The sequence below is a fragment of the Paraburkholderia sartisoli genome (assembly GCF_900107685.1).
GTDB lineage: Bacteria > Pseudomonadota > Gammaproteobacteria > Burkholderiales > Burkholderiaceae > Paraburkholderia > Paraburkholderia sartisoli.
In genome coordinates this window covers 383,789-410,155 of record NZ_FNRQ01000002.1, presented here as the reverse complement: position 1 = coordinate 410,155, position 26,367 = coordinate 383,789, and the positions used below count along the sequence as shown (strand labels likewise).

The 26,367-nt window shown below is 65.9% G+C and carries 22 protein-coding genes; 20 read left to right on the top strand and 2 right to left on the bottom strand.

Annotation, left to right across the window (positions count from 1 at the left end):
- The first annotated feature begins 56 nt into the window (after positions 1 to 56).
- The 14 genes from BLV45_RS09070 to BLV45_RS09010 all read left to right on the top strand — a co-directional run bounded on the left by BLV45_RS09070 (position 57) and on the right by BLV45_RS09010 (position 17,646).
- Positions 57 to 548 (top strand): hypothetical protein, encoded by a 492-nt coding sequence (locus BLV45_RS09070; protein ID WP_322788607.1) that lies wholly within the window; start codon positions 57 to 59, stop codon positions 546 to 548.
- Positions 549 to 674: 126 nt separating this feature from the next.
- Positions 675 to 1,991 carry a type VI secretion system baseplate subunit TssK gene (tssK, locus tag BLV45_RS09065; protein ID WP_407670989.1) on the top strand — a complete coding sequence of 439 codons (1,317 nt, stop codon included), beginning with the start codon at positions 675 to 677 and terminating at the stop codon, positions 1,989 to 1,991.
- Between the two features lie 91 nt (positions 1,992 to 2,082).
- Complete coding sequence (locus tag BLV45_RS09060; RefSeq protein ID WP_090531959.1) at positions 2,083 to 2,835, top strand: DotU family type IV/VI secretion system protein; 753 nt, start codon at positions 2,083 to 2,085, stop codon at positions 2,833 to 2,835.
- 37 nt (positions 2,836 to 2,872) lie between these two features.
- Positions 2,873 to 7,081 (top strand): type VI secretion system protein, encoded by a 4,209-nt coding sequence (locus BLV45_RS09055; protein WP_090531957.1) that lies wholly within the window; start codon positions 2,873 to 2,875, stop codon positions 7,079 to 7,081.
- Positions 7,078 to 8,220: a type VI secretion system protein TssA gene (gene tssA, locus BLV45_RS09050; protein WP_090531955.1), complete on the top strand. Its 1,143-nt coding sequence runs from the start codon at positions 7,078 to 7,080 to the stop codon at positions 8,218 to 8,220. The genes BLV45_RS09055 and tssA overlap by 4 nt, the downstream gene beginning before the upstream one ends.
- Before the next feature lie 14 nt (positions 8,221 to 8,234).
- On the top strand, positions 8,235 to 9,410 hold the full coding sequence (locus BLV45_RS09045) for a hypothetical protein (protein ID WP_090531953.1): 1,176 nt from the start codon (positions 8,235 to 8,237) through the stop codon (positions 9,408 to 9,410).
- Positions 9,411 to 9,883: 473 nt separating this feature from the next.
- Positions 9,884 to 10,717, top strand: coding sequence for an alpha/beta fold hydrolase (locus BLV45_RS09040; RefSeq protein ID WP_090531951.1), 834 nt, complete (start codon positions 9,884 to 9,886; stop codon positions 10,715 to 10,717).
- 100 nt (positions 10,718 to 10,817) lie between these two features.
- Entirely contained in the window at positions 10,818 to 11,696 is an 879-nt protein-coding gene (locus BLV45_RS09035) for an FAD binding domain-containing protein (protein ID WP_090531949.1), read from the top strand.
- The gene (locus BLV45_RS09030) at positions 11,693 to 13,996 is read left to right on the top strand and encodes a xanthine dehydrogenase family protein molybdopterin-binding subunit (RefSeq protein ID WP_090531946.1); all 2,304 of its coding nucleotides are present in this window, start codon (positions 11,693 to 11,695) and stop codon (positions 13,994 to 13,996) included. Before BLV45_RS09035 ends, BLV45_RS09030 begins: the two co-directional genes overlap by 4 nt.
- 3 nt (positions 13,997 to 13,999) lie before the next feature.
- Positions 14,000 to 14,488 (top strand): (2Fe-2S)-binding protein, encoded by a 489-nt coding sequence (locus BLV45_RS09025; protein ID WP_090531944.1) that lies wholly within the window; start codon positions 14,000 to 14,002, stop codon positions 14,486 to 14,488.
- A 67-nt stretch (positions 14,489 to 14,555) separates the two neighbouring features.
- Positions 14,556 to 14,699, top strand: coding sequence for a hypothetical protein (locus BLV45_RS27470; RefSeq protein ID WP_176954109.1), 144 nt, complete (start codon positions 14,556 to 14,558; stop codon positions 14,697 to 14,699).
- Between the two features lie 104 nt (positions 14,700 to 14,803).
- Entirely contained in the window at positions 14,804 to 16,192 is a 1,389-nt protein-coding gene (locus BLV45_RS09020; protein WP_090531942.1) for an MFS transporter, read from the top strand.
- A gap of 3 nt (positions 16,193 to 16,195) precedes the next feature.
- A complete protein-coding gene (locus BLV45_RS09015) occupies positions 16,196 to 16,573 on the top strand; it encodes a RidA family protein (RefSeq protein ID WP_090531939.1) in 378 nt (125 codons plus the stop codon).
- Between the two features lie 29 nt (positions 16,574 to 16,602).
- On the top strand, positions 16,603 to 17,646 hold the full coding sequence (locus BLV45_RS09010) for an XdhC family protein (RefSeq protein ID WP_090531937.1): 1,044 nt from the start codon (positions 16,603 to 16,605) through the stop codon (positions 17,644 to 17,646).
- 19 nt (positions 17,647 to 17,665) lie between these two features.
- Here BLV45_RS09010 and BLV45_RS09005 read toward each other — a convergent pair whose 3' ends face one another.
- Positions 17,666 to 19,252, bottom strand: coding sequence for a class I adenylate-forming enzyme family protein (locus BLV45_RS09005; protein WP_090531935.1), 1,587 nt, complete (start codon positions 19,250 to 19,252; stop codon positions 17,666 to 17,668).
- Complete coding sequence (gene gcvA, locus BLV45_RS09000) at positions 19,228 to 20,223, bottom strand: transcriptional regulator GcvA (RefSeq protein WP_090531933.1); 996 nt, start codon at positions 20,221 to 20,223, stop codon at positions 19,228 to 19,230. Before gcvA ends, BLV45_RS09005 begins: the two co-directional genes overlap by 25 nt.
- A 269-nt stretch (positions 20,224 to 20,492) precedes the next feature.
- Between gcvA and BLV45_RS08995 the strand changes: the two genes are divergently transcribed.
- The 6 genes from BLV45_RS08995 to BLV45_RS08970 all read left to right on the top strand — a co-directional run bounded on the left by BLV45_RS08995 (position 20,493) and on the right by BLV45_RS08970 (position 26,319).
- On the top strand, positions 20,493 to 21,608 hold the full coding sequence (locus BLV45_RS08995; protein ID WP_176954108.1) for a porin: 1,116 nt from the start codon (positions 20,493 to 20,495) through the stop codon (positions 21,606 to 21,608).
- A gap of 32 nt (positions 21,609 to 21,640) precedes the next feature.
- Entirely contained in the window at positions 21,641 to 22,852 is a 1,212-nt protein-coding gene (locus BLV45_RS08990; RefSeq protein ID WP_090531928.1) for an NADP-dependent isocitrate dehydrogenase, read from the top strand.
- Positions 22,853 to 22,913: 61 nt separating this feature from the next.
- A complete protein-coding gene (locus tag BLV45_RS08985; RefSeq protein WP_407670988.1) occupies positions 22,914 to 23,288 on the top strand; it encodes a PaaI family thioesterase in 375 nt (124 codons plus the stop codon).
- 199 nt (positions 23,289 to 23,487) lie between these two features.
- Positions 23,488 to 24,945, top strand: a complete 1,458-nt coding sequence (locus BLV45_RS08980; RefSeq protein ID WP_090531924.1) for a UbiD family decarboxylase — start codon at positions 23,488 to 23,490, stop codon at positions 24,943 to 24,945.
- Between the two features lie 122 nt (positions 24,946 to 25,067).
- Positions 25,068 to 25,679, top strand: coding sequence for a CoxG family protein (locus BLV45_RS08975; protein ID WP_090531921.1), 612 nt, complete (start codon positions 25,068 to 25,070; stop codon positions 25,677 to 25,679).
- A gap of 16 nt (positions 25,680 to 25,695) precedes the next feature.
- A complete protein-coding gene (locus BLV45_RS08970; protein ID WP_281246308.1) occupies positions 25,696 to 26,319 on the top strand; it encodes a UbiX family flavin prenyltransferase in 624 nt (207 codons plus the stop codon).
- The last annotated feature ends 48 nt before the right edge of the window (positions 26,320 to 26,367 follow it).

Sequence of the window (26,367 nt, the reverse complement as noted above, 5' to 3'; positions counted from 1 at the left end):
CCGAAACATGCAGGGTTTAACGCCGCCGCGCAGGCCGGTGGATGGGGAGAGTTTCGATGATGGGTTTGTCTACGTTGCGCAGGACCGCCGTCTACCTGCTCGCGCTGTTCGCCGCCTGCGCGCTTGCCGGCTGCGCGGTGCCGTCGTTCCTGAGCTTCAAGGGCGACAAGGTGAAGTGGAAACAGGTGACGCTGGTTGCCAGCGACGACGTCAACGGCAATAGTCCCGTCGCGGTCGACGTGGTCCTCGTGACCGACGATGCGCTCGTCGACCGGCTCACCGCGCTGCCCGCGTCGAAGTGGTTCGACGGCCGCGCGGACCTGGTGGCGTCGTTCCCGAAGGGGCTGCGCTATCAGAGCTGGGAGCTGGTGCCGGGGCAACGTCTCGACGTGTCCGGCGACACGTTCGATGGCACGCGCGTCGCGGGCGCCTTCGTCTTCGCGAACTACCCCCAGGCCGGCGCCCATCGCGTGCGGATCCAGCAGTTCAGCGGCACGCTCGTCGTGCAGCTGGACGACACCGCTTTTTCTGTCTCGGACACAAAGTGAACAGGGTGCGATGTCTTTCCGATGCGGCCCGTTGCGTGGCCACACCCTGGCCAGGCCGTGGCGATTCGCCCGTGTCGTATCAAACCCACCGGGCTTTGCCCAGGACGATTTCCCATGCATGAAGCGATGAACGTCGTAGATCGCGTCGAATGGCACGAAGGGCTGCTGCTCGCGCCACAGCATTTCCAGTTGATGTCGGCGCGCTTCGATTCGCTGGTCGCGTGGCAGACGCTCGCGGCGGCACCTTTTAGCTGGGGCGTGCGCCGGCTCGTGCTCGACCACGGTCTGCTGCCGACTGGCCTCGTGCGCGTGCTCGAGCTCGAAGCCATCATGCCCGACGGCACGGCGGTCGCCTACGCTGCGGAAGCGGACGGCCACGGCCCGCTCGAACTTTCGCTGGCACCGCTCGCGGAGCGGATCGCCGACGGTGCGCTCGATCTGTATCTCGCGCTGCCGGTGGCCGGCACGATGCGCCGCGACGCGCAGGTGAGGCGGTTCCGCTCGGCGCGCGGCGCGCCTGTCGAAGACGAAGTATCCGACGCGCCGCCCGCCGATATCCCGCGACAACTGCCGAATCTGTCGCTGGTCGCGGGCGAGCGTCCCTCGGCGCTTCATGTGTCGATGTGCATCGGTTCCGTCTACAAGGACAACGAGGTCGTGCGGCTTGGCGAGCGTTTGCCGCCGCTCCTCGAAGTGAGCCGCGACAACCCGTTGTGGACCGGCGTCGCCGCGCTCCTCGGCCAGCTGCGCGGCAAGGCGGCGTTCGTCGCGCGGCAGATGACGATTCCCTCGTCGAAGGCCGACGACCGGTTGACCCAGCTGGAGCTGAAAGAGCGCCTGCGTTGCCTGCTGAGCGACCTGCCGTTCGTGGAAGCCGTGCTGCGCACGCCGCATCTGCATCCGCTGACGCTGTATCTCGCGCTGACTTCGCTGCTCGGCTCGTTGAGCATGCTCCGGCCGGGCGGCATGCCGCCCGTGCCGCAAGACTACGACCACGCCGATCCGCAGGCGGTCTTCACGCCGCTGCTGCGCGCGCTCGGCGAGTCGGTCTCGGAAGTGAGCGAGAAATATCGCGAGCACAAGTTCCTGTTCAGCCACGGCGCGTTCGAAATCGGCCTGCAGACGGAATGGATCGGCGAGCGCCTCGTGATCGGCCTGCGTGGCCAGTCCGATCGCGACCTGCTGGCGTGGATGGCGGGCGCGGTGATCGGCTCGCAGCCGGTGTATCCGTCGCTGCGCAGCCGGCGCGTGCTGGGCGCCGCGCGGCGCGGCGTCGAACACGCGGACGATCTGGGTGTGCGCTCCGGAACGGGCTATCTGCTGTTCGAGATCGAAGCCGATCCCGCGCTGATCCAGGGCGGCGAGTTGCTGGTGATCGGTAATCCGAACGAAGGCGCGAACGCGCAGCGTCCGCAGGAAATGCTGCTCTTCGTGAAGGGCTGATCCCGGTCGTGGCCTTGGTGTTGCGGCAATCCGCCGCCAGGCCGAAGTTAAAACACGGGCAATAAACAGGTAACAGGAAGGTCACACACGCATGGCACGCTACCGACCCGACAATCAGGAAGACGATCTCATCGCTGGCCAGTTCCGCGCGTTCATCGGCGAACTGACGAACGTGCAGACGCGTCTTGCCGACGCGCACGACACGGACCCCGAGGCCGCCGCCCAGGGGCTGCACCGGCATCTGCTGAACCTGCTGGAAATCCAGACGCTGCAGTCGCGGCGCGACAGCACGCGCTTCGAGATGGAGAACGTCGCGGACGCACGCTATCTGAAGGCCGTGCTCGCCGACGAAATCCTGTTGAACACGCCGTGGGTGGGGCGCGCGCACTGGGGCGCGTATCTGCTCGAATCGACGCTCTTTCGCACCAACGTCGCGGGCGATCTCGTGTTCACGCGCATCGAGCAACTGCTCTCGGATCGCGAGCCGTCACGCCGCAACATCGCGCGGCTTTATCTGTTCGCGCTTGCGCTCGGTTTTCACGGCAGGTTTCGCGGCATGGAAAACGACGCGCGTCTGCGCGGTTTTCGCGAGGAACTGTACGAGTTCGTCTATCAGCGCAGGCCCGACCTCGGCGGCCGCGATCGCGTGCTGGTCGACGAGGCCTATTCGAACACGCTCTCGCATATCGCGCCGCGCAAGCTGCCGACCGTCACGCGCTGGACGGTGATCTTCGTGCTCACCGCGGTGTCGCTGCTGGCGATCTCGGAGGTGCTGTGGCTGTGGCAATCGTGGCCGGTGCGCGACGCGCTGCGCGCCGATACGCTGATCGGAGGCGCACCGTGATGCGCGCCGCTGACGCAAGGCAAGCCGGAGGCCGACGATGCTGACGAGCAATCTCTTCCTGTTGTCGATCGGCGTGCTGACGCTGATCGTCTGTATCGTGCTGGGCGCGGTGCTTTACTTCGCCGCGAATGGCGCACGGGCGAAGCCGGAGGGCGAGCGCAAGATCATGCGTCTGCGCTCGGACTCGCTGCGCACGGCGTTCCGTCAGGCAGTCGAACTGATCGAGGGCAATATCGCGTCGCGCGCCGAGCGCTACAACGTGCCGTGGATCATGGTGCTCAACGAAGGCGACGAACGCCAGCCGCTGCCGATCGCGCAATCCGGCGTGGCGAGCGCGCTGGGTTCCGATGCGGCGAACGCGGCGTCGACTCAGGGCATCGCGTGGAACTTCTTCGACCGCGGCGTGGTGATCGACATCAAGGCCGCCTGGCTGGGATCGCCCGACGACGAGGGCGACGAAAAACCGTGGGACGAGTTTCTCGGTCTGTGCCGCAACTATCGTCCGCAACGGCCGTTCGACAGCGTCGTCGTGACCGTGCCGGCCGATATGCTGCTGGCCGGCGACACCGACGCGCAGCTCGAACTGGTGCGCCGCGCGAAGCTCGCGCACCGCCGGCTGTGGCTCGCGCAAAACCGCTTTGCGGTGCGCTTCGCGGTGTACGTCGTGGTGACCGGCTGCGAAGCGCTGCCCGGTTTCACGGCGTTCGCGCGGGCGCTGCCCGAGTCGATGCGCTCCAGCATGCTCGGCTGGTCGTCGCCGTACGACCTGTCCACCACGTATCAGCCGGACTGGATCGACACCGCGATGGCCTGCATGACGGGCGCGGTGTCGGACGCGACCGCCGAACTGTTCGCGCTCGCGCCGGGCGACCAGGACGCCCGCCAGTTCCTGATGCTGCCGTCGCGCATCGAAGGCCTGCGCGCGCAACTGCAGCGGTATGTGGAAGAGCTGCTGCGCCCGAGCGCGTATCACGAGCCGTTCTTCTTTCGCGGCATCTATCTGACGGGCGACAGCAACGAAATCGCGCAGGGCGGGGCCACGGTTCCGGGCGGGGCCGCCGGCGCCGTCGAAGGTCCCGGCGCTGGCCTCGTGTCGCATGGCGAGGACAGCGGCGTGCTGGATCCGCAGACCCGCGACGCCGTGGCGCTGTACGGCGAGCGCGCGGGTCACGCCGAACCGGGGTTTGGCGCCGACAGCGAGCGCGACGCAGCGGGCGACATTCTCGACGAGCTGATGCTTCAGCCCGCATTCCTGCGCGACCTGTTCGAAAAGAAGATCTTCGCTGAATACGGGCTGACCCGGCCGTCGCGTTCGCAGCATCTGTCGCGCCCGGTGGTGCATCGGGCGTTGCGCTGGGGCGGCATCGTGCTGCTCGGCGGCTGGGGCATCGGCCTCGTCGTGGCGGGCTGGCAGCTGCACTACCGTAACGCGGAACTGGTGACGGCGCTGGGCGAGCTGCGCAGCGTCGGGCAGCAGCGCGCGATGGCCGCGCAGCACGCGCAGGAGCTGTCGTCCGACTGGTACCGGCGCGAGGCGCTCTCGCTGATCGCGATGAACCAGCGGCTCGCGGCCGAGACGTCGTCGTCCGTCTTCATGCCGGGTTCATGGAGCATGTTCGACGATCTCGACCGGCGCGTGCGCGACCGCTTCGAACACGCGTTCGGCGACGTCGCCGTCACGGCGATCCAGCGTGAACTGCTCGCGCGCGTGAGCCAGCTCACGGGCGTGGGGCGCGATCCATCCACCGGCCAGCTGATCAGCGGGGACGACTGCGCCGCGCCGGATGGCATGGACGTCGCCCAGCAAGCGGCGGGCAGTCTTTCCGTCGCCGACCTGCCGGACTTGCGGGCCATGCAGCGATACGTCGGTTCGCTGGATCAGCTCGACGCGACGTTGCAGGCGCTGCAAAGGCTGCAACGGCCCGATCCGCGCAACGCCGATGCGCTGCGGCTCGTCGTGCGCTATACGCTCGGCGCGGAATTGCAGGGCAACGTGTCGGGCAGCCTGCCGTTCTTCTATCGAAATCCCGATGGCGGCCGGACCTATGCGGGCGACGCCGCCGCTTCGACCGGTGTCGGCCTCGCGATCCTGCAACCGCCGTTGCGCTGCACGTTCGAGAAGGGCATGCAACGACTCGACGACCGGCTCTTCAGGAACAATGCGCTGCTCGTCGCGGAACGCGCGGTGACGGACCATCTTGGCAACCTGTCGCTCGCCAGTACGGCCGGCGGCGATTTTGGCCAGATCGTGGCGGACTACCGTTCCATCGTCGCGGGGATCAACGCGGAGCAGGACCTGCTCGGCTCCGGCAAGGGCGCATGGATGCGGCGTGAGCAGTTCGTGCCCGGCCCCGTCTACGAGCGCACGTTCGCGCAGGCCGCGCAGAATCGCCTGATCGGCGCCGATATCGTCGCGCAGGACCGCGAGCGTTCGGCGACCGCGTTCCAGGTATTCAGAAGCGAGCTGGCGCAGCGCTTCGGCGGCCCGGATAGCGGGGTGGTGTGGCTCGACAAGGATGGCCGCTACGCGCTCTCGCCCGGCCGCGTCGCGCTGCGCGACGGCTTGACGGCGCTGCTGAACCAGCCGTTCATGGCCGCGCCGCGCGATCTCGCGCTACCGCTCCTGCCGGACGGCTCGATGATCGTGTGGGACCGGACGCAACTCGACAAGGCGTTGACGCTCGGCGACATGCGCAAGCGCTTCCTTGCGGAAGGGCTCACCGGGTTGCCGGCGGCGGCGCAGCCCGCGATCGGGCAGGCGCTCGACACGCAGTTCGCGCGCCTTGCGATCGACGCCGTCGCGGCCGCGGCGACCGTCACGCCCGTGCAGGGCGATCCGGACAGCGCGAATTTCGACGCGGCCAACGCGCGACTCGTGAAGATCAAGGCGATGCTGGCCGAGATGGGCGCGAACGCGCGCATCGAGGATCTGGACACGCTCGTCTCGCACGACGCGCTCGCGCATCTGCGCGCGGTCGACACTGCGCTGGCGCAATCCGAACTGTACGCAACGCGGCCCGCCGCGATGTCCGACAGCGTGCGGCCGGCGCATTCGCTGGTGCTGGCCGCCTTCGGCGTGCCCGATGTGGCGGGACTCGCGCCGTACCTCGCGCAGCAGTCGGCGCGCGCGCTCGCGCTCGGTCATGAAGCGTCGATCTATCTGGCCGCGCTCGACGCAGCGGATCTCGCGACGCCGCTTGCCCAGCGCTGGCAGGCCATCAATCGTGACCTGGGGCGTTACCAGCTGAAAAACCCCAACAGCAGCCTGCTGAATCTCGAGCAGTTCGTGCAGGTGGCGGCGGAGCCAGGCGCGGGCGGCTGCATGGAGAAGTTCGCCGCGCGTCCTTCCGCGAGCGGTGGCGACGACTACTTCGCGCAGCGGCATGCGCAGCTCTACGACAAACTGCTGGCGACCTGCAGCCGGGGCTATACGTTCGACCTGCGGCAGCAGTGGGGTGATTTTTCGACGGCGTTCAACCAGTCGGTCGCCGGGCGGCAACCGTTCGGCGGCGCGATACCCGTGCGCGCGGACGGCGCCGCGAGTGCCGACTTCGGTGAACTCGGCGACGTGCTGAAGCGCTATCAGCGGATCTCGACGACGTTCGCCGAAGCGCGTGGCACGACGGGCGCACGCAGCAACGTCGCAGGCGTGCCGGTGCGCCAGTTCGTCGACAACTTCAACCAGGTAAAGACGCTGCTCGCGCCGCTCTATCCGTCGGACAGCGGTGCGCCGACCGGCTATGACGTCGGCGTCGAGTTCCGCGCGAGCCGCGACGGCGAAGTTGCCGGCAACCAGGTGATCGACTGGACCGTGACGTTCGGCGCGCAGAGTGTGTCGATGCGCGATGCGCCGCATCCGCTGCATTGGGACTACGGCACACCGGTGGTGCTGACGCTGCGCTTCGCCAAGGACTCGCCGCTGATCGCGCTTAACGACGCGAAGCAGCGCGCGCTGTCGACCGATGGCCGCACGCTGACGTGGCAGTTCGACGACCCGTGGGCGCTGATCACGGCGATTGCGCGCGAGCGCGTGGCCGATTCCAGCCTGCGCGCGGACAGCGCATCGCAGTTGCTGCGGCTCGAGTTTCCGCTGGGCACGGCCAGTCCCACCGATGCGCCGCTGCTGCCGAAGGAGTCACGTGGGCGCGTCTTTCTGCGTTTCACGCTGATGCCCGCCGGTCGCAAGACGCCACTGCCCTGGCCGCGCAGTTTTCCGACACGAGCGCCCGAATGGAGTGCCCTATGAACGCGATCCCCACGATGGACCCGGGTGAGGCCTCGCCGGTCGATCCCGACGCGCTGCTGGAAGCGTTGCCCGGTGACGACCCGGCTGGCGTTTCGTTGCGCTACGACCCGCTGTATCAGGCGATCCGCACGGCGCGCGAGGAAGACGACCAGACGCTGCCGATGGGCGACTGGGAGCGTCCGCTCGTCAAGGCTGACTGGAAGCGCGTCGCTTCGCTGTGCTGCGACGCGTTGCAGCATCGCAGCAAGGACTTTCAGCTGGCCGCGTGGCTGTGCGAGGCGTGGACGTACCTGCATGGCATCGACGGCTTTCTCGCCGGCACGCGGTTGCTGACGGCGCTTGCGCAGCGCTACTGGGACAGCGCCTGGCCGCGTATCGAGGACGGCGACGCGGAGCCGCGCGGCGCGCCGTTCGCCTGGGCGAACGAGGTGTATCCCCAGGTGCTGGCATTGCACGTGCCGCTGCTCGCGATCGACGCGAACGAGCCCGAGTCGATCAGCCTCGATCGCTGGGAGCGCAGCGCGATCGCGCCCGCGCCCGCACAGGACGACGAGGATGCCGCCGTTCTCACGCGTGAGCTGATCGTCAACGCGGCCGCACAGCGGCCGGCACGCACGGCGCTGATCCATATGCACCGGCAGCTGGAGGAGGCGGGCGGACAGTGGGCGGCGCTGGTGGCACAGGTCGACGCACTGCTGGGTGACGATGCGCCGAGCCTTGCGCGGGTGTCGGTGGTGCTCGACCGTCTGCTGCGTGCGGTGACTGTTTTGCTCGGGCCGCAGGGCGTGCGGGAACCGGACGACGTATCAACATTGCAGCTTGCCGGTGCCAGTGCCGGCGCCGGCGCGGTGGTGCCGTTATCCGCGACAGACGTACCGGTTGCCGTGCCGCGTTCGGCGGTTGCGAGCGTGGGCACGGCGGCTGTTGCTGGCACAACGATCGCGAGCCGCGATCACGCTTACCAGATGCTGGCGACGATCGCCGACTATCTGGCGCAGCAGGAACCGCATAGCCCGACGCCTTATCTGCTCAGGCGCGCCGTGGTGTGGGGGCGCATGCCGCTCCCGGAACTGATGCGCGAAGTGGCGCGCGAAGAGGGCGGCCTTGGGCGCTACCTGTCGATGCTCGGACTCGACTAACGGAGATCCAGAAGATGCTTAACACTCAATACCAGACCTTTAAAACCGCAACGGACAAACGCCATACCGTCTTCACGGCGCGCGGCAACAATATCAGGGAGGTGGATACCGCCCTGAGGGCGTACTGGACGGAAATGAACGGTGCGGCCAACGCCACGCGTGAAATCGCGTGCCTCAATAACATCGTGATCGCATGCAAGGACTGGCTCAAGCTGAAGCAGGGCAAGTCGGAGACACGCACGACGACCTTCACCCGCACGGAGGAAGTCAGAACGCTGTTCATCGCGCGCAGGACGGCGATCACGAATCTGGGTACCGAGGCGCTGCGCGAACTTTACACGCGCCTGCAGGCGCTCGGCATCCTGACGGCGGATTTGCGCGGCCGGATCCATTTCGACTCGCACAAGCTGGCCGTGCTCGGGTCGGGCAGGCACGTGGGCGCCCGCGCGCCTAACGTCAAGCCATTGAAGCCGATGGGCGCCGATTATCAGAACGAGCGCATCTCCTATCTGATGTCGAACAAAACGCAGGCGATCTCCGGTAGTGGCGTACACGGCACGCATGAGTTCATCAACAAGGGACTCGCGACCAACCAGGACATCGAGCTTCCGCGAGACCCCCTCAGGCGACAGGAGGCGCTGGCGGTCGCCGCGAAGGACGTGCATACCCTGACGATGGAGGATTTCCAGATTCTCGACGAGATCGGCCGGCAAAATTTCGTATCCGGAGACGTGAACTATCTGAACAAGTCCGAGCGTTTGCAGTACATCGCGATCGTCGGTGCGGACGGGACGCTGTACGACTGCCACGACCAGAAGATCACGGCGGGGGCGGTCACGGCCTATGCGATGGATAACTACGGAACGCTCTATACCAAGGATGCCACTCCGCTTGGCGGTGCGACGTTTTTCAACCATTCGTCGTTCAACGCCGGCAAGGACGTGATTTCCGCGGGCACGCTCATCATCAAGGACGGCGCGCTGCGCGTCATCGACAACAATAGCGGTCACTACAAGCCCACGCGCGACAACCTCCACAACTGCCTCCAGGTACTCGAGAGCGAAGGACTGAACCTGCAGTGGACGACGGTCAATCTTTACGTGTGGGTCGCCGGTGTCAAGCAGGAGCATCGCTATTACGCCCGCGAATTTCTGAGGGATCCGAATGGCAGGCCGTTCCGGATTACGTGATCCGGATGCGTGCGACGTAGGGGTTGTCTGTTCCGGCACGTCTTCCGACGGGTTCGGCCGGAAAGCGGTCACCGTGTAACGCGGTTCGAACCCGTCTGGCCCGTTATGGTTTTGCCGCTCTGGTACGTGCAGGCTCTCGCCGCTTGATCTGTAGCTGATACTGGAAGGCATCGAACGGATCGCGACATTCGCGTCGCCGATCCAGATACGGTAGTCCTGTTCGATCACATTAAATATGTCGCGCGTGGCGAGTTCGGCGTTCGCCCGTTGACTGCCGGGCGCTTCGTCGGGACAGGTGCGCCCGAATGGGGCCTGCGCCGCCTGCAGAAGGCCCCCGTGCCTGTTTGTGCGGCAGCGATGAAAGTTTTTCATGTCGCCCATGAATGATCGTCGTTTGCTGCAATGCGTGCCGGCTTGCACTATCCGCGTGGCGGGCACAGTGCCCGTATCTCACCGAGCCAGCGGAGCACGCGATGAAAACCTTACCCACGAGCGAAGTAGAGGCGGCGCACGTCACCGTGCGCGACGGCACGCGAATCGGCTACAGCCTTCACGGAGATGGCCGTGGCGCGCGCGTCGTCCTGCTTCATTCGCTGGCGATGAACCGGGACTTCTGGCAACCGGTCATCGAGCGGCTGACACCGCATGCGTCGGTCCTCGCGATCGACTGCCGCGGACACGGCGCGTCGGACAAGCCGGCCGGCCCCTATACCGTCGAACAGTTCGCGCAGGACGTGCATGACGTCGTCAGTGCGCTCGATTTCGGTGGCGTGCTGATCGCGGGCGCTTCGATGGGCGGCTGCGTGGCGCTGCAGTTCGCGGGCACTTATCCCGAAGCGACGCGCGCGGCCGGGCTGATCGACACCACCGCGTGGTACGGCGAGAGTGCCCCGAAAGACTGGAACGTCCGCGCTGAAAAGGCCGAGAACGAGGGCCTCGCACCGCTGGTCGGGTTTCAGATCACGCGCTGGTTCAGCGACGCCTTTCGCGCCGCGCATCCCGAGGTGGTGCAGCGCTGCGTCGACACTTTCCTGCGCAACGAAGTCGCCGCGTTCGCCGCGACCGGCCGGATGCTTGGTGCGTTCGACGGCCGCGCGCTGATGGCGAACGTGCGCGTGCCCACCTGCGTGATCGTCGGCGAGGAAGACTACGCGGCGCCGCCCGCGATGGCCGGGGCACTGCACAAGGGCATTGCCGGCTCGACGCTGACGGTCATTCCACAGGCGCGCCACCTGACGCCGCTCGAGACGCCCGACATCATCGCCCGCGAACTGCTCGCCTTGCTCGAGCGGACAGCGCGCGACTGAAAGACCGGTCAGCCTTTTTTCTCAACAGTCGTTTTCGACACCGTCATGCGCAGCGGCCCTGGCCGCGCGCTCAGGCAATACGCAACAAGGAGTGCTCTGGATGGCACCTTTTGAATTCGCCACACCCCGTTCGCTGCAGGAAGCGATCGGGTTGCTGGACCCCGAGGATCCGGATATCCGGCCGGTCGGTGGTGGCACCGCGGTCATGTTGATGATGAAGGCCGGCGTGCTGCGTCCCACGCGGCTCGTGAGCCTGCGCGGCATCGAGCCGGAATACGCGCAGGTTCGCCCCGGCCCGAACGGCGAGCTGCATATCGGCGGCCTCACGCGGCTTGCCACGCTCGAACATTCGTCGCTCGTGAAAGAGGGCTGGCCGGTGCTCGCCCGCACGCTGCGCACGCTGTCGAACGTGCGGGTGCGCAACGTCGCGACGCTTGGCGGCAACCTCGGCCATGCCGACCCGCACATGGACATGCCGCCGGTGCTCACCGCGCTCGGCGCGCGCGTGACCGTGACGGGCCCGCAGGGCGAGCGCACGTTTCCGGTCGAGGCGCTATGCACCGGCTATTACGAAACTGTGCTCGCGCGCAACGAACTGATCTCGAAGGTCATCGTGCCGCCGCAGGCGAACCGGCCCGCGGCGTACATGAAGGTCACGACGCGCGCCGCACATGACTGGCCGGCGCTCGGCGTCGCGGTCGTGCTGGACATGCAGGGCGCGCGGATCGCGAAGGCGAGCGTGATCGTCGGCGCGGCGACGGACAAACCGACCCGTCTCACCGCTGCCGAAGCCGTGTTGCAGGGCGCTTCAGTCGATGACGCGACGCTGCGCCGCGCGGGTGAGGCCGGCGCGGAAGAACTGGACATCGTGGGCGACCCGCACGGTTCGGCCAGCTACAAGAAACATCTGCTCAGGGTATATCTCGGACGCGCGGTGCGCATCGCGCTGGAAGCGTCCGGCAGGAAGGATCACGCATGACGACAATCGACACTGAACAGACGGCGGCGCGCCAGGTCGGCCGGTCGCTGAACCGGCTTGAGGCACGTGCGAAAGTGACTGGCCGCACGGAATATATTCACAATCTCGTGCTGCCGCGCATGCTGTACGGCAAGATCTTCCGCAGCACGGTGGCACACGGCCGTATCGTCGATATCGACGTGAGCGCGGCGCGGGCCATGGAAGGCGTGCATGCGGTGTACACCGCACAGGACGTGCTGCGCGTGATTCCGGAGCCGTATTTCGGCCCGGCCTTTCACGACCAGCCGATCCTCGCGCTGGACAAGGTGCGCTACGTCGGCGAACCGGTGGCGGTGGTGCTGGCCGCCGATCCGCATGTTGCCGAGGAAGCGACCCATCTGATCATGGCCGAGTATGAGGAACTGCCGGCCGTGTTCAACGAAGTCGAGGCGGCCAGCTCGGATGTGCTCGTGCACGACGTGCTGAAGCCGGCCGGCACGTTCCCGGACCTGAAGCATCTCGCGGGTCGCAAGGGTACCAACGTCGCGCTCGATTTCCAGCTGCGGCGCGGCGACGTCGAGGCGGCGTTCGCATCGGCGGCACATGTCTTCGAGGATACGTTCACGACGCAGCAGGTGATGCACACGCCGCTCGAACCGATGGTGTCGATTGCCGAACCGGGCGACCAGGCAATCACGATCCACACCGCGTCGCAAAGCCCTTCGTTCGTGCGCATCGAGATCGCCCGCCTGCTCGGCTGGGCCGAGAACCGCGTGCGCGTGAAGTCGGCGCTGCTCGGCGGCGGCTTCGGCGCGAAGCTCTACATCAAGCTCGAGGCGCTGGTGACCGCGTTGTCGCTGCTGTCGCGCCAGCCCGTGAAAATTTCGCTGACGATGGAAGAGCAGTTCTTCACGATCACCAAGCACGCGACCACGTTCCGCATGAAGACGGCAGTCTCCGAAGACGGCCGCATCACCGGGCGCAAGTGTGACGTATGGTGGAACGGGGGCGCGTATGCGGACATCGGACCCCGTGTCACGCAGAAATCCGGCTTCACCGCGTCGGGCCCGTACGACATCGAAAACGTGTCGATCGATTCGTACGCGGTGTACACGAACCTGCCGCCCGCGGGCGCGTTCCGCGGCTTCGGCATTCCGCAGATGGTGTGGGCATATGAAAGCCACGCCGACATGATTGCGCGCGCACTGAAGATCGACCCGGTCGAGTTCCGCCGCCGCAACATCCTGCGCGAAGGGCGTCCGCACGCCACCGGCACGCCGATGAAGGACGCCGCGATCGATCTGGTGCTCGACCGCGTCGCCGGGCTGATGAACTGGACGGCGCCGTTCGAACGCGGCGCGGGCACGCTGCGCCGCGGGCGCGGCATCGGCATCGGCTTCAAGGCACTGGTGGCGCCGACCACCTCGGTCGCGATGGTGAGCCTCGCCGGCGACGGCAGCTGCACGGTGTATTCGAGCACCGTCGACATGGGCCAGGCGTCCGACACGGCGATCGCGCTGATGGCAGGCGACGTGCTCGGCATCGCCGCCGAAAAGATCAAGGTGGTTCGCCCCGATACCGACGTCACGCCGTACGACATGGCCACGCTCGGTTCGCGTTCGACGTTTCACATGGGCCACGCCGTGCGCCTCGCGGCGGAAGACGTGCGCACGAAACTTCGCGAACTCGCGGACGAACTCGGCGTGCCGCAAGACCAGCCGGCGCTGGCGGGCGACCTGCTGCGGCGCAAGTACGGCATGCAGGCGGGCAATATCGTCGGCATCGGCAGCTTCATTCCGGACTACACGTCGCCGAAGCACGAGACGGGGCAATCGGAAAACATCACGCCGAACTGGATGGTCGGCGGCTGCGGCGTCGAGGTCGAAGTCGACACGGAAACGGGCCACTTCAGGCTGATCCGCTTCGAGAACGTCGTCGACTGCGGAACGCCGATCAACCCGAAGGTCGTCGATACGCAGATTTCCGGCGCGGCGATCATGCAGCTGGGCATCACGATGTTCGAGCGCATGGAGTTCGATGAGGTGGGGCAGCTGCGCAATGCGTCGTTTGCCGAATACAAGATTCCGGGCATTCACGATATTCCGCACCTGATCGGCCGCGAGACGGTCGATTCCGTGCAGAACAACGGGCCGTTCGGCGCGAAGGGCGTGGGCGAAAGCGCGACGTTCGGCGTCGCCTCCGCGATTGCCGAGGCGATCGAAGACGCGGTGGGCGTGCGCCTCACGTCGCTGCCGTTGACGCCAGAAACCGTGTTCCGCGCGCTGTGCGCGGCAAGAAACGAACCGATGGCCGAGGAATAAGCCATGAGCGACACGTCTATCACGATCCATTTTGTTCTCAACGGCGAGCCTGTCAGCGCCGATATCGAGCCGCATCAAACGATTCTCGACGTGCTGCGGCAGCGCTTCGCGCTGTACGGCGCGCGCGAAAGCTGCGGGCAGGGGCTGTGCGGCTGCTGCACGGTGCTCGTCAACGGCGAGAGTGTGTCCGGTTGTCTGTATCTCGCCGCGATGGCCGATGGCGGCGAGGTGGTCACGGTCGAACATCTCGATGCGAACGGGCAACTCGATCCGGTGCAGCAGGCGTTCATCGAATGCGGCGCGTTTCAGTGCGGTTTCTGTACGTCCGGTTTTATCCTGATGAGCCACCAGCTCCTCGACCGCAATCCCGACCCGACCGACGCTGAGATCCGTCATTACCTGTCCGGCAATCTGTGCCGTTGCGCGGCTTACCCGGAAATCATCGCGGCGGTTAAACTCGCCGCGCGGATGCGCAAAGAGGTGCTCGCGTAAGGGTGAAGCCGTTCCCACGCGACCCTCGTCGCAAAGCGGTATACAACAAGAATGAAGGAGACAGGCGATGCAACATCCCGTAGACGGTTCCGGCGGCGGTGCGCGTGACGCGCACGCGCTGGCTTCGCCCACTACGCAGCATGTGGTCTGGTACCGGTCGATCAACCGGCAGCAGTGGAGTGCGCTGATCGCGTATCATCGCGGCGGTTAAACTCGCCGCGCGGATGCGCAAAGAGGTGCTCGCGTAAGGGTGAAGCCGTTCCCACGCGACCCTCGTCGCAAAGCGGTATACAACAAGAATGAAGGAGACAGGCGATGCAACATCCCGTAGACGGTTCCGGCGGCGGTGCGCGTGACGCGCACGCGCTGGCTTCGCCCACTACGCAGCATGTGGTCTGGTACCGGTCGATCAACCGGCAGCAGTGGAGTGCGCTGATCGCGTCCAACCTCGGCTGGTTCTTCGACGGCTACGAGACCTACGCGCTGATCCTGACGGTGGGCGGCGCGCTCGGGCAACTGCTCGATCCGTCGCTGCATGCGCAGATTCCCTTTTATGCCGGCCTCGTGATCGCACTGACGCTGCTCGGCTGGGGCGTCGGTGGCCTGATCGGCGGCGTGCTCGCCGATTACATCGGGCGAAAGCGGATGATGATGTTCGCGATCCTCGCCTATTCGCTCACCACGGGCCTGAGCGCGCTGTCGTGGGACTGGGCGTCGTTCGCCGCACTGCGCTTTATCGTCGGCCTCGCGATGGGTTCCGAGTGGGCGACGGGCACGGCGATGACCGCGGAAATCTGGCCCGACCGCCATCGCGGCAAAGGCGCCGGGCTGATGCAATGCGGCCTCGGCACGGGGTTTTTCGTCGCGTCGCTGGTGTGGCTCTTCATGAGCGGCGTGGGCGAACACGCCTGGCGCTACATGTACCTGATCGGCGTGCTGCCGGGCCTCGCGACCCTCTGGATGCGCGCGGGCATTCCCGAGTCGGAGCAATGGGAACGCGTCAACACCGACCGCAAGGACACGCTTGCCCGCAAGCGCGCGGGCGTGGCGCTCGACGATCAGGAGCAGGCGCTCGCGCGCTTCACGCTGGTCGACCTGTTCGCGGTGCCGGAACTGCGCAGGCGCACGGTGATCGCCGTGTTGATGTCGCTCAGCACGACGCTCGGCTGGTGGGGCATTTCCACGTGGGTGCCGCCGTATATCGGTTCGGTGGCCGCGCATTCGGGCCTGTCCGCGTCGACGTGGGCGAGCTTCGCGGGCATGGCGTATAACGCCGGCGCCATCGCGGGTTATATCGGCCTGGGTTTTCTCGCCGATGCGTACGGCCGCAAGCGCATCACGTTCCTGTTCTTCGCGATGGCATTCGTGCTGACGCCGGTGCTCTTCATGTGGACGCACGACGCCGCGCTGCTGCTGGCCGTGGCCTGCGTGACGGGCTTCTTCAGTCTCGGTCAATATACGTGGATGCCGACCTGGCTACCCGAGCTGTATCCCACGCGTATTCGCGGCACCGCGATCGCGTTCTGCTTCAACGTGCCGCGCTTTCTGGCGTGGACCGGTCCGCTCGTCGCCGGCACCCTGATCGCGCGCTTTGGCGGTTACGGTCATGCAGCGGTGACCGTCGGCTTTATCTATCTCGTCGGCCTCGTGCTGGCGCCGTTCCTGCCTGAAACGCGCGGGAAACCCTTGCCGGAGAGTGTTTAAGCCATGAACTTCATTTTCACGAGCGATGCGCTGTCGCCAGGCGGTCACTATTCGCAGGCCGTGAAGGCGGGTGGATTTACGTTCGTCTCCGGCATGCTGCCGGGCCCGGGCGTCGCAACCGACGGGCCGGACAACTTCGAGCGCCAGGTACGCGCGACGCTGCAGCACTGCACGCGTGTGCTCGCCGCCGCCGGTTGCTCGCTGACGGATGTGGCGCAATGCACGGCCTATATCGTCGGCATCGGGAACTGGCCGCATTTCAACCGCATTTATGCCGAGGTGTTCGGCGAACATCGTCCCGCCCGCGCGGTCGTGCCGGTACCGGAACTGCATCACGGCTTTCTCGTCGAGGTGCAGATGACGGCTTTCACCGGCGCGTGAAACGGGCCGGGTTCGACAGGAGGTGAGCAATGGAGAGCGTCGATGTCGCGGTGCTTCAGCACTGCATCGACTGGCGGGCACAGGGGCGGCGCGTCGTGCTCGTGACGGTGACGCGCACGTGGGGTTCGAGCCCGCGTCCGGTCGGCGCGATGCTGGCGCTGCGCGACGACGGCGTGGTGTGCGGATCGGTGTCGGGCGGCTGTATCGAGGACGACCTGATCGATCGCACGCGTCGCTGCCTGATGACCGGCGAGCGGCCCGAAGTGGTCACCTACGGCATCAGCGCGGAAGAGGCGCGCCGCTTCGGCCTGCCGTGCGGCGGCACGATGCAGCTGGTGCTCGAACCGTTGTCCGGCCCGGCAGGCCCAGAGGACCTGGGCGGGCTCGGCGAACTCGCACGGCGCGTGGCGGCCGGCGAGCTGGTCGCGCGTGAACTCGATCTCGCGAGCGGCCGGTCATTCATTCGCCCCGCGTTGTCGAACGAACAGCTTCGCTTCGACGGCCGCACGCTGATGACGGTGCATGGCCCGCGTTACCGGTTGCTGATCATCGGCGCGGGCGACCTGTCGCGCTTCCTCGCTTCGATGGCCAGTGCGCTCGGCTATCAGGTCACCGTGTGCGATCCGCGCGACGAGTATCTCGCCGCATGGGACGTGCCCAACGTGCGCCTCGTGCGTACGATGCCCGACGACACGGTGCTCGACATGCGGCTCGACGCGCACAGCGCGGTGGTCGCGCTCACGCACGATCCGAAGCTCGACGATCTCGCGTTGATGGATGCGCTCAAGACCGACGCTTTCTATGTCGCAGCGATCGGCTCGCGCGCGAACAGCGGGAAGCGCCGCGAGCGCCTGAAACTGTTCGACGTGACCGACGCGCAGCTTGCACGCCTGCACGGTCCGGCGGGGATTTTCATCGGCAGCAGGACACCGCCGGAAATCGCCGTGTCGATCGCGGCGGAGATGACCGCGGCGAGAAACGGCGTGCCGCTGCCGGCGGCGCTCGACATCGCGCAGACGAAGGATGCGAGCGAGAATCTTCATCTCTGTCCGGCACTGGCGAACGCCGCCTGACTCGCGGTATCCACGTTGTTCACGTGCCGGGCGCGTGCGTGATCGTCCACCATTCACGACGCAGCGCGTCGCGCAGGATCTTGCCGCGCGCGCTGCGCGGCAAACTTTCGACGACGTAGACGTGTCTCGGCAGCTTCTCGCGCGGCAGGCGCGCCCTGCAGTGCGTGAGCAGTTCCCGCGCATCGAGTATCGAGCCCGGATGCGGCACGACGAAGCACACGGATTCCTGGCCGTAGATCGGGTCGGGCACGCCGAGCGCCACCGCGTCCTGCACGCCGGCATGCGCGAGCAGTGCGTCCTCGATTTCCTGCGGCACGATCTTCACGCCGCCGCGAATGATCAGGTCGTCCATGCGTCCCGACACCCGGACGAAGCCTTCGTCATCCTGTGAGGCGACGTCGCGCGTATGAAGCGCGGTGCCGCGGAGCGGCTCGATCGAACGGTCCGCGCGAAGCAGGCCGAGTGCGAGCTTCGGCCCGCTCACGACAACCTGGCCTTCCTGGCCGGGCCCGCACGGCGAGCCATCCGGCGAGACGATCGTGAACCCGATGTGCGCCGCCGGATAGCCGACCGTGCCCAGCTTGCGACGCTGCGAACGGTTGCCGCACATCCAGCCCGCTTCCGACGAACCGTACAGGTTCAGCACATGAATGCCGTAGTGCGCTTCGAAGCGTTCCCATTGCACCGGCGAAAGTGGCGCGGTGCTGCACGTCATCACCCGCAGCGAGGCGAGACTGCCGCCGCTCACGTCGACGGGTGAGTCGAGCAGCATGTTCAGCACGGTGGGGACGCCGGCGCAGACCGTCACGCGATTGTCTCTGATCCATCCGGCGAACTGGCTGCGTGAGAAGCGGCGCGCCACGCACAGTGTCGACCCCAGTTGCAGGAACGGCATCAGGCTCAGGATCTGCGCGGAGTACCAGTCGAACGAACGATATTCGAGCGCGCGGTCCGCGGTGTTCAGGCCGAGCAGGTCGATGCTGTCGAGGCCGTTCAGCCAGTAGCACGCGTGATCGTAGACGACCACTTTGGGCATGCCCGTGGTGCCCGACGTACAGCACATCGAGGCGATGTCGGTGAGATCGATGTCGATATCGAAGGAAAACGGCGTGCCGGATTCATCGCTGTCCGCGGTGAAACGGATGACGTCCTCGCGATTTTCGTTCGCGCTGCCGGCCGGCCACGTATCGAAGCGCACGAGCCTGCCGTTCGTGCGCGGCACGACACTGGCGTCGGCTTCGAGCGGCAGCAGGATCAGCGACGGATCGAGCATGTCGAGCAGCTTGCCCGCGACATCCGGGCCGACGAAGGCGATATCGAGCGGACACGCGACCGCGCCGATGCGCCAGATGCCGAGCCACAGCAGCAGTTTCTCGAGTCCCTCGGTGCTGGCCAGCACGATGCGCGAACCCTTGCGTGCGCCATGCCGTTGCAGCTGACGGCCGAGCGCGTCGACGACGGCGGCGAGTTCGCCAAAGGAAACCGTCGCATGATGTTCGACGTCGACAATGGCTGCCTTGTCGGGAGCGCGTCGGCGATGGGCGTCGAGCAGCGCGCCGACGCTCTGGAACGGTGGGTCCGCTAGCGGGTGGCCGGTGCCAGGCATGTAGCGGTGTGCTGCGCGGCGGACGCCGTGGCGGGCGCGGCGTGCGAAGGCGCGGCGGCTGGACGGCCCGCGCCTTCGCCGAGCGTGCCGAGCACCCAGTCGCGAAAGAGTTCGACCTTCTTCAGCCTGGCCTTGTCGTTGGGCGAGGAAACGAAGTACGCCGAGTTCGACGACACCCGCACATCGAAGGGCTGAACCAGCTTGCCGCTCGCGAGGTCCGCATCGACCAGCGGTGTGCGTCCGATGGCGAGACCCACGCCATCGACTGCCGCCGCGAGCGACGTGAGCTGTAGATGGAACACGGCCTCGCTGGCGAATTCGACCGGCTCCTGTACCGCGGCCTCGAGCCATGCGGGCCAGTCGTCCTGGTACATCGAATAGAAGTACGTGCGGATCTGCCGGAAGCGCGCGAGCCCTTCGGCAGTCGAGGCGAAGGTTCCTGCTTCCTCCAGCACCGACGGTGCGCAGACGGGGAAAAATTCCTCGCCATGCAACCGGTCGGAGCGCACCGACGCCCAGCGCCCCGAGCCATAACGGATCGCGACGTCATAGCTGTTGCGCTCGAACTCGTCGAAGGTCGCGCTGGTGGCGAGATGCACCGTGATATCCGGGTGGGCGCGCTGGAACGCGGGCAGCGCGGGAATCAGGCACTTGACCGCGTAGGTGGGCAGGCAGGTGACCGTCAGCACGGTGGTCGATTTTTTCTTGCGGGCTCGCGCGGTGGCGAGCGACAGCATGCTGATCGCCTCGTTTACCGAAGCCAGATATTCGCGCGCAGCCGGCGTGAGGGTCAGCACGTTGCGCCGCCGGATGAACAGCTTGATCCCGAGGCGCTCCTCCAGCGTCTTGATCTGATGGCTGATCGCAGTCTGGGTCAGCTCGAGCTCCTGTGCCGCGCGCGTGAAGCTCAGATGTCGCGCCGCGGCCTCGAAAGCGAGCAGGCTCTGCAAGGAGGGAATGTACGGTCTCATTCGGCGTCTGTGCGAGGCAGGGTCGTCAGGAAGTGGATTGTAGTCGTTTTCCCGGGCACGTTCGCCCGGTGAAAACACGCACGAACCTCATACGAAAGCGGCGCGGCAGGACAGTGCCACAGACCGGATGATCGGGCCTGCACGCGCGGGGAGGAAATGAAACTTTCTCATGTCGGACATGAAAAAACTTAGTTTGCGCGCGTGCAAACGGGTCATGCACTCTTCAGTCCTGCTGGTTCCCGTCCCGTCATCCCTTCGTCAGGCTGCTCATGAAAACAACAACGACAGTAACAGGAAGTCTGGTCGCGGGTGTCGCGCTCGCCATGGCGGCAGGGTCCGCCTGTGCGCAGAGTTCGATCACGCTGTTCGGCACGATGGATGCAGGCGTCACCTACGTGAGCAACGAAAAGGGCCATTCGGCGGTGATCCTGAGCAACGGCAACAATATTCCGAATTTCTGGGGCCTGAAAGGCAGTGAGGACCTCGGGGGCGGCACGAAGGCCGTCTTCCTGCTGATGGATCAGTACAACCTCGGCACTGGCGCGATCATCGGCAACAGCTCGGGTCTGTTCGCGCGCAACGCGTATGTCGGCTTGTCGAACGATCGCTGGGGCTCGCTGACGGCCGGCCAGCAATACGATTTCATGTACGACTCGCTGACGGCGAAAGGCATGGAGACCGGCTCGCTGTACACCGGGTTCTTCAACTACCGGCAGGGCCCGTTCGCGGCGCTCGGCATTCCTGGCAATCTCACGGGTTCGGCCGACTTCGACCGTGTCGCCGGCACGTCGCGCGTATCGAACTCAGTCAAGTATACGAGTGCGACGTACGGTGGTTTCAGCTTCGGCGCGCTGTACGGATTCGGCGGCCAGGCCGGGGATTTCTCCGCCAGCAGCACGGTCAGTCTCGGCGCGAACTATGTGAACGGCGCATTCGGCGCGGGCGTCGCCTACGTCGAACAGAAGTACCCGACCATGAACAATGGGCATGACGGCCTGAGAAACTGGGGGGCAGGGGCGCACTATCTGTTCGGCAGCGTCTATACGAACCTGTTGTACACGAACACGCGCAACACGCTGACGGGCGCGGCGATCAATGCAGTCCAGGTCGGCGCCGACTGGCATCTCGCGCCCGCCTGGTCGCTTGGCGGCGATTACCAGTACATGAAGGGCAATGCGCAACTGGGCGACGACAGCGCGCATCAGCTGGCCGTCGCGTTGCGCTACTCACTGTCGAAGCGCACGCTGGTGTACGTCGAGACCGTGTATCAGAAGGCGCGCGGCGACAACGCGCATGCGGCGATCAACGGGCTGTGCGGACCGGCGTGCGCGTCGGACAGCAGCACGCAGTTTCTCGCGACGCTTGGCATGTCGACGCGCTTCTGATCCTCCGAAGCCGATTTCCCGGAACGATATTCATGGGCAAGGTGAAGTTCAACAGTCCGCTCGTCGAGATGGAAGGCGACGAGATGGCGCGTGTGTTGTGGCAATGGGTGCGCGACCAGCTCGTGCTGCCGTTCGTCGATGTCGAGCTGAAGCGCTTCGACCTGTCGATCGAAAATCGCGAGCGCACTGACGACCGGGTGACACTGGAAGCCGCGCAGGCGGCCAGGGCGCACGGCGTGTCGCTGAAGTGCTCGACGATCACGCCGGATCGTGCGCGCCAGCAGGAGTTCGGCTTGTCGAGGCTGTATCCGTCGCCGAACGGTACGGTTCGCAACGTGCTGGACGGCACGATTTTCCGCGAGCCGGTCATCTGCCCGAACGTGCCGCGGCTTGTGCCGCACTGGTCGAAACCGGTGGTGATCGCGCGGCATGCGTTCGGCGAGCAATACCGTGCGAAGGAGATCGTCGTCGAGGGGCGGGGCACGGTGAAGCTCGTGTTCGAACCGACGGACGGCGGCGAGGCGGTCACGCAGACGGTGCATGAATTCAACGGGGGCGGTGTGGCGCTGGGCCTGTTCAACACCGACGAGTCGATTCGCGGCTTTGCGCGCGCGTGCCTGAACTTCGGCCTGCAGCGCGGCTATCCGGTGTATTTCTCGCACAAGGGCACGGTGCTGAAGCAATACGACGGACGCTTCAAGGATATTTTCAGCGAGGTGTTCGGCGAATTCGCCGACGCGTACCGGGAGGCCGGCCTCGTCTACGAGCCGCGTCTGATCGACGACATGGTCGCGTTCAGCCTCAAGTCGTCGGGCGGCTATCTGTGGGCCTGCAAGAATTACGACGGCGACGTGCAATCCGACTACATGGCGCAGGGCTACGGCTCGGCCGGCCTGATGACGTCGTTGCTGATGTCGCCCGACGGCCGGTGCATCGAAACGGAAACCGCGCACGGCACGGCGGTACGTCACTACCGGCAGTATCAGCGCGGCGAGGCGACCTCCAGCAATCCGCTGGCGACGATCTACGCATGGAGCCGCGCGCTGTGGCATCGCGCGCGTCTGGACGGCACGCCGGACGGCATGGCGTTTGCGGAGACACTGGAGCGGACCTGCATCGACCTTGTCGAGGCGGGGACGATGACCCGCGATCTGGCGTCGCTGATGGGCGCACGGCATCCCTTTGTCAGCGCCCAGGTATTCGTGCAGCGGGCGGCGGCGGAACTGAAGTCCCGGCTTGGGTGACGAGCCAGCGGCCACGATACGAAGCCGGACCGCGTGGAGAACGATCTTGGAAAGCGACCTGTTGGACAACCCCTTTCTCGACACGCTCGGCGTGTCGCGTACCGCGTGGCGCGAAGGCTACGCGGAGTTCCAGGTGCGTGTGCAGCCGGCGCTGCTGAACCGGCGGCGCGTGCTGCAGGGCGGCGTGATCGCCACGCTGCTCGACGCCGCGTGCGGCTACTCGGGCCTTTTCAGCGCCGATCCGGAACGCGTCATTCACGGCGTGACGCTCTCGCTTACGCTCAACTTTCTCGACAAGGGCCTGGGCGATGCGGTCATCGCGAAGGGCTTTCTCGAACGCAGGGGCAAGTCGATCTACTTCGCCCGCGGCGAGGCATGGGTCGACTCCGGCATTCTGATCGCGACCGCCCAGGGGACCTTCAAGTACGCGCGTTAGCGCGAACCGGTTCCACGGTCCTGCGTTGCCGCTGTTGCGGTGGCGCGTGCGATCACAGGCATGAAAGAAACTCATCTCACGCATGAAAGAGCATCGTTTGCGAAGGATGCATGAGTGCTTCAATGTTCATCCTCGAAGCGGACTGCCTGGGTTCGGCAGTTCGTGAAACGACGAAGCGTGTAAAAAAGGAGACTGTAACGTGACGAAAACGTCGACGGCCCATTCGCTGGATCTGCGTGCATGGCTGGATGAAGTGCGCGCGCTCGGCGAGTTGACCGAGGTGTCAGGCGCCGACTGGAATCTTGAGCTCGGCGCGATCAGCGAACTCAACGTGAAGAAGGAAAGGCCAGACGCGCTGCTGTTCGACGACATTCCCGGGTACCCGAAGGGCTTCCGTGTCGCGACATGCAGCACGAGCAGCCCGGCGCGTCTGTCGTCGATTCTTCGCGTCGGTCATCAGGCGAGCCATCGCGAACTGGTGAAGACGCTGCGCGGCAGGCCGAAGCAATGGCAGGCGCAGGCAGTCGAGTTCGAACCGGTCAAGGTCGAGAGTGGCCCGGTCTTCGAGAACATCCAGTCGGGCGACGACGTGGACCTGTTTTCGTTTCCATCGCCGCTGTGGCACGAGAAAGACGGCGGCCGCTATATCGGTACCGGCTGCATGGTGGTCACGAAGGATCTGGACTCCGGTTGGGTCAACGTCGGCACCTACCGCGTGATGATTCACGACCGCAATCACGTCGGCCTCGACATGATTCCCGGCAAGCACGGCGCGATCCAGTACGACAAGCACATGAAGGCGGGCAAGCCGTTTCCGGTGGCGATCGTGATCGGCTGCGATCCGCTTGGCTATCTGATTTCAGGCATCGAAGTGCCGTTCGGCATGTGCGAGCTGAACTACATCGGCGCGATCCTCAAGCAGCCGGTTTCGGTGGTGAGCGGGCAGTTGTCCGGCCTGCCGTTCCCGAGCGCGTCGGAGATCGTGATCGAAGGCTGGGCGCATCCTGGCGACGAGCGGATCGAAGGCCCGTTCGGCGAATTTCACGGCTATTACCCAGGCAAGGCAGAAACGGCGCCGGTCGTCACGATCGAGCGTATCTACTACCGCGACAACCCGATCATCATGGGCAGCCCGCCGGCGAAACCGCCTAACGACTACTCGTATTCGAAGGCCGTGATGCGCTCGGCGCTGCTCGTCGACGCGCTGCAGGCGGCCGGCGTGCCGGATGTCGAAGGCGTGTGGGCGCACGAGATCGGCGGCGCGCGGATGTTCAACGTGGTGTCGATCCGGCAGCGCTACGCGGGGCACGCGCGTCAGGCAGGCCATATTCTCAGCCAGTGCGGCGTGGGCGCGTATATGTCGCGCTACACGATCGTCGTCGACGAAGACATCGATCCGTCGAACATGCAGGAAGTGATGTGGGCCGTCGCGACGCGCTCCGATCCGGATCTGGATATCGACATCATCAAGCGCGGCATGGGTTCGAAGAACGATCCGATGTCGATCGCGTATCCGTACAAGGCGCCGTTCAATTCGAAGGCGATCATCGACGCCTGCCGGCCATACGACTTCCTCAGTGAGTTCCCCGAGGTAGCGGAGGCCAGCAAGGAACTGCAGGACAAGGTGCGCGCGAAGTGGCAGCACATTCTCGACTGACCCGCATATGACGTAAGGCGCGCATCGGCGTCAGGCGCGCCGCGTCTTCCATTTTTAACCAGACAGATCGCTGCCGCGTGCACGCGAGGGACCCCTGTTGTCCGCATCAAACGGAGATTGCCATGGAACTGACCGGCGAACAATTCTTGCCGCTTTCACGTGAACGCGTATGGGCCGCGTTGAACGACCCCGAGATCCTGCGGGTGTCGGTGCCCGGCTGCGAATCGCTCGAACGAATCGAGGACAACCACTACAAGGTCGTCATGGCGGCGGCGGTCGGCCCGATCAAGGCGCGCTTCAACGGCAAGCTGATGCTGACCGATCTGCATGCGCCCGAATCGTACTCGCTGACGTTCGAGGGCTCGGGCGGCGCGGCGGGCTTTGGAAAGGGCGGTGCGCAGGTCGGCCTGCAGGCCGAGGGGGCGGGCACGCGTCTCGTCTACCGCGCGCATGCGCAGGTCGGCGGCCGGCTCGCGCAGGTCGGTGCGCGTCTGATCGACGGCGTCGCGCGCAAGATGGCCCAGGATTTTTTTGGGCACTTCACCGCGGCGGTCACGGGGCCGGAAACCGCGGCCAGTCAGGCCGGGGGCGCAACGCAAACGGACGACATGCAGCGCACCGCAGCGCCACAAGCACCGGCACGGCCGCGCGCGCAGGGCGGCAATCGCACGTGGCTCTGGTTCGCGGGCCTCGTGGTCGTGGTGGTGGTCTTCGCTGTCTATCAGATGCATTGAGACACGGAGCGCACGTATGCAGTCTTCCAGTTTGTCACGGCGCATGCAGTTGGCGCAAAGACGCATCGTCGTCGGCATCAGCGGCGCGTCGGGCGCGATCTACGGGGTGCGTCTGCTGAAGCTGCTGCGGCAGGCCGAAGTCGAATCGCATCTCGTGATGAGCCGCTCGGCGCAGGTCACGCTCGCGCAGGAAACCGGCCTGCGGATCGCGGATGTTCAGGCGCTCGCCGACGTGTTCTACCCGAACACCGATATCGGCGCGGCGATTTCGAGCGGCTCGTTTCGCGTGGACGGCATGGTGATCGCGCCGTGCTCGATCAAGACGCTGTCCGAGGTGGCGACGGGCTGCACCGGATCGCTGCTGTCCCGCGCCGCGGACGTGATGCTGAAAGAGCGGCGCCGGCTCGTGCTGATGGTGCGTGAAACGCCGCTGCATGCGGGACATATCCGCAGCATGGGCGCGGTCACCGACGCGGGCGCGATCGTGTATCCACCGGTGCCGGCGTTCTACAGCCAGCCGGCGAGTATCGAGGAGATGGTCGATCACACGCTCGGCCGCGTGCTCGACCTGTTCGACATCGAGACGGATACGGTGCGCCGCTGGAGCGGGACGGCAGCGGCGACGGCCATTCCCGACTGAGCGGCACTCCGTCCGTGCCACCGCGCGGCGGCCCACCGGGCGACACAA